This is a genomic window from Aquirufa sp. OSTEICH-129A, assembly GCF_054558355.1.
On record NZ_JBPXKC010000012.1, the window covers coordinates 1 to 600 of the forward strand.

At 46.7% G+C, this 600-nt stretch carries 1 pseudogene; it reads left to right on the forward strand.

From position 1 onward, the window contains the following. Positions 1-600 (forward strand): annotated as a pseudogene (locus SKC36_RS12275) (hypothetical protein); the annotation flags it as partial.

Genomic DNA, 600 nt, shown 5'->3' on the forward strand with positions numbered 1-600 from the left:
GAACATCAGGAGCAGGAACTTTTGTCTTTACTCCAGCAAGCGGAACAGCCGCTACTAGCGCAAGTATTACCATCAATCCAGGAACAGCTACTAAGTTGGTAGTAACGGGAACAGGAACACAAACAGCAGGAGGTAATCAAACGATAACCCTTACGGCAAAAGATGCTAATGGAAATACAGCTACCACTTATACTGGAGCTAAAAATATTATATTCAGTGGTGCAGGAACCTCAAGCAGTCCAGCGACTGTACCAACGGTGGCAAGTACGAACTTTGGTACAGGAACAAGCTTAACGTTTACCGATGGTGTGGCCAGTGCCACGATGGTCTTGTACAAAGCGGAGGTATCTACAGTATCAGCCAGTGATGGAACTATCTTCTCAGCGGGAGCAGATCGTTTATCGGTGACAGTCAGTGCGGCTGCCTACAGCAAATTGGCAGTAAGCTTAGCGACGCCACAAATAAATGGAACCGCCTTTACTGGTTCAAATACCTTAACGGCCCAAGATGCTTATGGTAACACGGTAAGTAGTTTTGATGCGAGTACCAATAATGTGACAGTGACAACTAGCTTAACAGGAGCGATCACGGGCTTGTCGG